Origin of the sequence: Dietzia timorensis, assembly GCF_020742175.1 — a bacterium.
GTDB classification, from domain to species: domain Bacteria; phylum Actinomycetota; class Actinomycetes; order Mycobacteriales; family Mycobacteriaceae; genus Dietzia; species Dietzia timorensis_A.
The window spans coordinates 1-5,759 of sequence record NZ_DYXM01000008.1 but is presented as its reverse complement, the minus strand read 5'-3'; the positions used below and the strand labels follow the sequence as shown (position 1 = coordinate 5,759).

Below are 5,759 nucleotides of genomic sequence, written 5' to 3'. Positions count from 1 at the left end.
GGATGGCGAAACGAAGCTCACCGATGCGGACCGGAAAACTGTCAACGACTCTTTCGAGAAGATGGGGTTGAAGCCATTTCCGGACGAGGTCGAAACGCTCAAGACCGAGAACGACCAAATCGTTGCATTGGACGCCGAGGGCAACGAGGTCGCCCTCGACAAGTCCATGGACAAGCCGAAGCCGGGCGCGATCACGGCGCAAGCTGGTGTGGGCCATGAAATCAAGCGAGTCGTCGGCGCATGCTTGGGTATCGACTTTTTCGCCGCCACAAGCGCATGGGCAGCGATCGAGTCCCAAGTAACTGACTGGGACAAGGCAGCCAAGTTCGTGCTTCGTCGAGTCGGATTGATAGCTGCATTGTCGTGTGGCGGCGGTGTTTTCGCAGAGTATCTACTGTAAGTAGCGGGTAAGGAGTGAGCGAAAGATGAATGACAAGTTTCGTTCCCTGACTGGCGGAATGTCGATGTGGGTTCTTGTGGCCGCAGCGGTCGTTGTTCTCGCGCTGTACGTGCTTCAGGGAGTGTTCAATGACTGGGTCTTCTTTATCGCCCTCGCCGTCGTCGTGATTTCGGCGGTGGCGATCTTGAAGACTCGAAAGAATCGAATGGCAGGGGCGGATCGGCAAGATTAGTTGGGCGCCGCGCTGTTCTCCGGTTCCGCCCTGAAGATGCGCGACGAAATCCGGGACGTCCCCGATGGCGACAGCCTCGCGAGCGGGAAGGATGGGAGGCGATGACTCTCCCTTCCTGCCGCCGCGTGGCGCTCAGCACGATACTTGCCGCGGCCGCAATGTCCGCGGCCTCCTGCTCGTTCGGTCCCTCCGGCGAGCCATCCGCGACGGTGCTGCCGGGCATTCCTCCTGACGCCGGAGAGTCTGTGCCCGAGATCGATATCGCAGCCCCCGGCCGCACCTCCGACCAGCTGCGCCCGTGGGCGCAGGCGATCCACGAGCAGATGGACATCCCGCAGGCCGCTCTCGCCGCTTATGCGAACGCGGCCGAAACGATGCGGCAGACGCTGCCCGAGTGCCACCTCGGGTGGACGACGCTTGCCGGGATCGGCCACGTCGAAACGCGGCACGGCAGGTACCACGGCGCGGCGGTCGATGACGACGGCGTCGTGCGACCACCGATCATCGGCGTCACACTCGATGGTTCGCCCGGCTTCGCCGATATCCCCGACACCGATGGCGGGGCGCTGGACGGGGACGCGGAGCACGACCGCGCGGTCGGGCCGATGCAGTTCATCCCCGAATCATGGAACAAGTACGGGCGCGATGCCGACGGAAACGGGCACGCAGATCCCCATCAGATCGACGATGCCGCGGTAGCGACCGCGCGCCTTCTGTGCGAGTCCGGGGGAGACATGAGCCAGGCCGAGAACTGGCAGCGGGCGGTGCTCGCCTACAACGCCTCGCAGCAGTATGTGGCCGACGTGCGTGATGCGGCTGCGGCCTATGCGGCCGGCACGTCGGCGTAGCTGCCGCCCGCGGGCTCATCCCTGAGTGATGCCCGCGATCAAGCGAAGTGCTTCCCGGCTCGAGCGGGTCGCTCGCCAGCCGAGCACGTCGCGGGAACGAGACGGCCGCATCACGGGATCGCCGTAGGTGACCCAGCGCGAGGAGAACGTCGTGAGCCCGGTCGCGAAACCGAGATCGCTGGCCTTCCGCGCAAGCCACAGCGGGACCCCGATCGCCCGGTGGCCCTGGGCGCGGGCGATGTCGCGGACGGTCAGCGAATCGTCCGGGGCGAGGTTGAACGTGCCGCCGGCCATCGAACCCACGATGCGGGCCAGGGCATCGGCGACGTCGTCGACCCCGATGAACTGGTAACTCGAATGCGCCGGCGCCGGGTAGATAAGCGGGTCCGACGTCATGGTGGATAGGGCCGAGTTGGCCACGCCCGGGCCGACCACCATGCAGGGGCGGGCGATGGCGAAGGTTGCGTCGCCCCCGAGCTGCGCGAAGGAGCGGATCGCGATCTCGCACAGGAATTTGTGGTGCAGGTAGAAGTGGCTCGGCGCGTCGGAGATGGGCTCGGACTCGGCAAGCGGATCGGGCCCCGAACGCAGGCCGTAAGCGTTGGCGCTGGACACGAACGTGATGTGGCGGACGCCCGCGCCGGCGGCGGTGGAGATCAGGCGCAGCGAACCCTCGACGTTCGCGGCGAACGCCTCGGCCTGGCGTGAGGTGTCCTCGATGATGAACGCGGCGTGCACGAGCGCATCGACACAACTGCCAGCATCGGCGCCGCGGCCAGCATCGGCGCCGCGGCCAGCATCGACACCGCTGCCAACATCGGCGCCGCGGCCCACGGCGGCGGAAACCGCCTCATCCGGCCACCGATCCCCGAGCTCCCACCGCACGAAATGGGCACGGCCCGGGAGCCGGTCCGGCCGGCGCCTGCCGAGCACCACGATCTGCTCGACCCAGTCCTGCCTAGAGAGATGGTGCATGACGGCGGAGCCGACGGCCCCGGTGGCGCCGGTGAGCGCGACGATCATGGCGCGCCCACCAATTCGCCGAGGTCGTCGACGAGCTTGTCGATCTCGTCGGTCGTGGTGCCGGCGGTGACGCACAGCCGCAGGATGGCGCCTTCCTCGGGGACCGCCGGATAGAGGGCAGCGCCGACATAGGTGCCCGCGCCGATGAGGGACCGGGAGATCGACGCCGCGCGCAGCGAATCGCCGATCTTGAACGGCGTGATCGGGGTGACCTCGCGCCCGGCGTAATCGGCGTGCTCGGTGCCGAACGCCTTGGACAGCGCGGTGCGCAGGTAGGTGGACTGGTGGATGACGTCGCCGCGCAGGCCCTCGCCCTCGTCCGAGCCGATGATCCCGATCGACGCGCCCGCCGCGGCGGCCGTCGCGGGGGTGGCCGAAGTCGAGAACATCAGCGCCCGGGCGGTGTAGCGCAGCACATCGATGAGCTCCTCGCTGCCGGCGATGAAACCGCCGGTCGAGGCGACTGCCTTGGATAGCGAGCCCATGAGCACGTCGACCTCGTCGGCCACCCCGCATTCGGCGACCCAGCCCGAACCCCCGGGCCCGAAGACGCCGATGCCGTGGGCCTCGTCGACCATCACCGCGGCGCCGAAATCGCGGGCGGTCTGGCAGATATCGGCCAGCGGTGCGAGCGAACCCTCCATCGAGTAGACGCTGTCCACGATGATCAACGTGCCTGCGCCGTCATCTGTGGTGCGTAGTGTCTCGCGCAGATCGTCGACGTCGTTGTGCCGGAATTTCTTCAGCGTCGCGCCGGACATCTTGACGCCGTCGAGCACGGAGGCGTGGACGTACTCGTCGACGACGGCGGTGTTGCCGCGCCGCAACAGCGCGGCGATCGTGCCGACGTTCGCCTGGTATCCGCTGGGGAAGCTCAGCGCCGATTCGGTGCCGACGAGGCGCGCGATCGCGGTGTCGAGGTCGGCGTGGAGGTCGTAGGTGCCGTTGAGGAGGCGGCTGCCCGTCGTGGCGCTGCCGAGCGCCTCGGTGGCGGCGCGCGATGCGGCGATGACGTCGGGGTGATGGGCGAGCCCGAGGTAATTATTCGAGCCGAACATCGACAGGCGCTCGCTGCCGCGGATCTCCTCGCGGGAGAACACGCGGTGGTACATCGACGAGAGGTCGGTCTCGGCGAGCTGCTGTTTGAGCTGGTAGACGGGGTGCTGCCGCGTTGAGGCAATGATGGGATGCATGGAGTTCACCTCTATTCTGTGTCGGTGTAGGAGAACGATCCGGTCGTGGACTGCGAACGAACCGCGTTGACCGTTTCGACCCTGGACGGCGGGTGGTACTCGTAGGCGTGGAGAACCTCGATGAAGTAGTTGAGATCGGCGTTCGAGGAGTAGCGGCGCCCGCCGCGAAGCCGCGACAACAGCGCGACGACGTCGGCGAGGGCCGATTTGAGCGAGGTTCTGGTGAGGAGCAGATCGGCGATATCGGCGTCGCCGACGCGGGCGCCCGTCTGGCGCAGCGCCGCATAGCGCAGCGCGCTAGTGTGCGCGGCGATGCGCGCCTCCGCCTCGACGAGGAGGGTGTCGTCGAGCGGGCCACCGTCGTCGAGCTCGTTGATGGCTCGCCGGGCGGCGCCGAGGTATGCGGCGCTGATGAGGAGCCCGAAGATCTGGTAGGCGGCTTTCTCCAGAGAGCCGTCGGGGTCGAAGTCGTCGTTCTGGAACGTGAGGCTCGCGGGGACCTGCGCGTGGTCGAAGACGACCATCTCCGACTGGGACCCCTTGAGCACGGGCGCGTTCCAGATATCGGTGACCGACACCCCTTCGGTGTCCGCGGGGACAAGCGCCACGGCCCGTCGCTCGTTCTCGTCGAGGTAGCTGGCCATGAGGAAGTCCATCGAATGGCTCAGGCTGCACGGGGCCTTGCGCCCGTCGAGCACGACCGTGGCCTCGGCCCCGTCCTCACCCGCGGAGCCCGTGCGTCCGGTCATGTTCGGCGCGAACACCGAACCGCCGGGAATCGACTCGGAGAATGCGGAGGCGAGCACGGCGTGACTCGAGATGAGCGCGACCACGGTTTCCCGGTCGTCTTCGTCGGTCGTGGACTGGCCGAAGTCGACGAGCGAGAGCATCGACAGGTGGTGCATGGTCGTCGCCGCGGCCAGGGACGGGGAGAAATATCCCAGGACGCTTTGCAGCGTGATCATGTCGTCCAGGCTCGCCCCCTCGCCGCCGAGCTCGGTCGGCGCCACGGCGCCGGGAAGCGTGGAGTCCTTCCAGCGGTCGATCGCCTCCGATCCGGCGCGTTCAAGCTCTGCGCGCTCGGTATCGCGGAGGAAATCCGCGAGCGGCGGGCTGTAGTCGGAGATGATGCGATGGGCGCTTGAGTGGTCCATGACAACCTTTCTTCACTGTCGGTGTTCCGGTGCAGGTGCGCCGGGTATATCCAGTGGGGACGTGCGGGCGCCGCGGTGTGCGCGGTGCCCGGTGCGCCCGAGCAGACGGTGCGCGCTGGTTGCATGGCGCAATTCAGGCGCCCGCCGCCTCGTGGTTCGGAGCCCCGTGGGAGGGGGATGGGTGCCGGGGCGAAAAAGTTGCGACGAAATTTAGCGGGGGCAACGTGTGACGTTTTCGCGGGCGCCGGCAATACAGAGGGTGCCGCCGATGACACGAGCTGCACAGGACGCCAGTCGCCGCCGTTACCCTCACGGGACGTCCCAGCCACGAGAGGCAAAGGTCCCGTTCCGGTGCGCGCCGTCGAAGTCCGACCGCCGCAGAGGCGCATCGCTTGCCCGGCACGTGTCGTCGAGCTCTGGGAGGGCGAAAGCGAGGGGGCTTTCCCAGAGTCGCGAGCGGCGCACGTGCGAAGCGGGTCCGAACGCTCGGACCCGCTTTTGTGCATGTCCGCACGGCGCGCAGGCGAGCCGATCACATGAGCCGCGATGGGCTGCGCCTGGCGCGCGCCGAGGTTTCTGGGACACTGGAAGCCGTGAGTACGCCACATGATGCACAGAACGCTTCCGCCCCTGGTTTGCAGCCCACGGAGAAGTCGGCCGCCTGGTTCAAGGCGGCGTGCGACGTCATACCTGGTGGGGTGAACTCGCCGGTGCGCGCGTTCGCCTCGGTGGGGGGAACGCCGCGGTTCGTCGGCGAGGCGGCCGGCTCGCAGCTCACCGACGTCGACGGCAACACCTACGTCGATCTCGTGTCGAGCTGGGGGCCGATGATTCACGGCCACGCGCACCCGGAGATCGTCGACGCGGTGCAGCAGGCCGCGGCGAAGGGCTTGAGCTTCGGCACGCCCA

General features: G+C 67.6%; 6 protein-coding genes and 1 pseudogene. 4 read left to right on the top strand and 3 right to left on the bottom strand.

All coding sequences use genetic code 11. From position 1 onward, the window contains the following. The 3 genes and pseudogenes from K8V11_RS00500 to K8V11_RS00490 all read left to right on the top strand — a co-directional run. Positions 1-400: pseudogene (locus tag K8V11_RS00500) on the top strand (hypothetical protein); the annotation flags it as partial. A 25-nt stretch (positions 401-425) separates the two neighbouring features. Further along, a complete protein-coding gene (locus K8V11_RS00495) occupies positions 426-632 on the top strand; it encodes a hypothetical protein (RefSeq protein ID WP_303910193.1) in 207 nt (68 codons plus the stop codon). Between the two features lie 101 nt (positions 633-733). After that, complete coding sequence (locus K8V11_RS00490) at positions 734-1,480, top strand: lytic transglycosylase domain-containing protein (protein WP_303910191.1); 747 nt, start codon at positions 734-736, stop codon at positions 1,478-1,480. Positions 1,481-1,495: 15 nt separating this feature from the next. Here the strand turns inward: K8V11_RS00490 and K8V11_RS00485 are convergent, their stop codons facing one another. The 3 genes from K8V11_RS00485 to K8V11_RS00475 are packed head-to-tail and all read right to left on the bottom strand — an operon-like array spanning position 1,496 to position 4,850. Beyond that, on the bottom strand, positions 1,496-2,503 hold the full coding sequence (locus K8V11_RS00485) for an NAD-dependent epimerase/dehydratase family protein (protein WP_303910189.1): 1,008 nt from the start codon (positions 2,501-2,503) through the stop codon (positions 1,496-1,498). Then, positions 2,500-3,696, bottom strand: a complete 1,197-nt coding sequence (locus K8V11_RS00480) for a pyridoxal phosphate-dependent aminotransferase family protein (RefSeq protein WP_303910187.1) — start codon at positions 3,694-3,696, stop codon at positions 2,500-2,502. Before K8V11_RS00480 ends, K8V11_RS00485 begins: the two co-directional genes overlap by 4 nt. Positions 3,697-3,707: 11 nt before the next feature. Next, positions 3,708-4,850 carry an acyl-CoA dehydrogenase family protein gene (locus tag K8V11_RS00475; RefSeq protein ID WP_303910185.1) on the bottom strand — a complete coding sequence of 381 codons (1,143 nt, stop codon included), beginning with the start codon at positions 4,848-4,850 and terminating at the stop codon, positions 3,708-3,710. A 593-nt stretch (positions 4,851-5,443) separates the two neighbouring features. Between K8V11_RS00475 and K8V11_RS00470 the strand changes: the two genes are divergently transcribed. Continuing rightward, positions 5,444-5,759, top strand: a 316-nt coding sequence (locus tag K8V11_RS00470) for an aminotransferase class III-fold pyridoxal phosphate-dependent enzyme (RefSeq protein ID WP_303910182.1), incomplete at its 3' end; no start/stop codon positions are given.

What these genes read in the sequence shown, in the direction of transcription:
- K8V11_RS00495 (WP_303910193.1), top strand. Translation starts at nt 426, where the DNA reads ATGAATGACAAGTTTCGTTCCCTGACTGGCGGAATGTCGATGTGGGTT.
- K8V11_RS00490 (WP_303910191.1), top strand. Translation starts at nt 734, where the DNA reads ATGACTCTCCCTTCCTGCCGCCGCGTGGCGCTCAGCACGATACTTGCC.
- K8V11_RS00485 (WP_303910189.1), bottom strand. Translation starts at nt 2,503, where the DNA reads ATGATCGTCGCGCTCACCGGCGCCACCGGGGCCGTCGGCTCCGCCGTC.
- K8V11_RS00480 (WP_303910187.1), bottom strand. Translation starts at nt 3,696, where the DNA reads ATGCATCCCATCATTGCCTCAACGCGGCAGCACCCCGTCTACCAGCTC.
- K8V11_RS00475 (WP_303910185.1), bottom strand. Translation starts at nt 4,850, where the DNA reads ATGGACCACTCAAGCGCCCATCGCATCATCTCCGACTACAGCCCGCCG.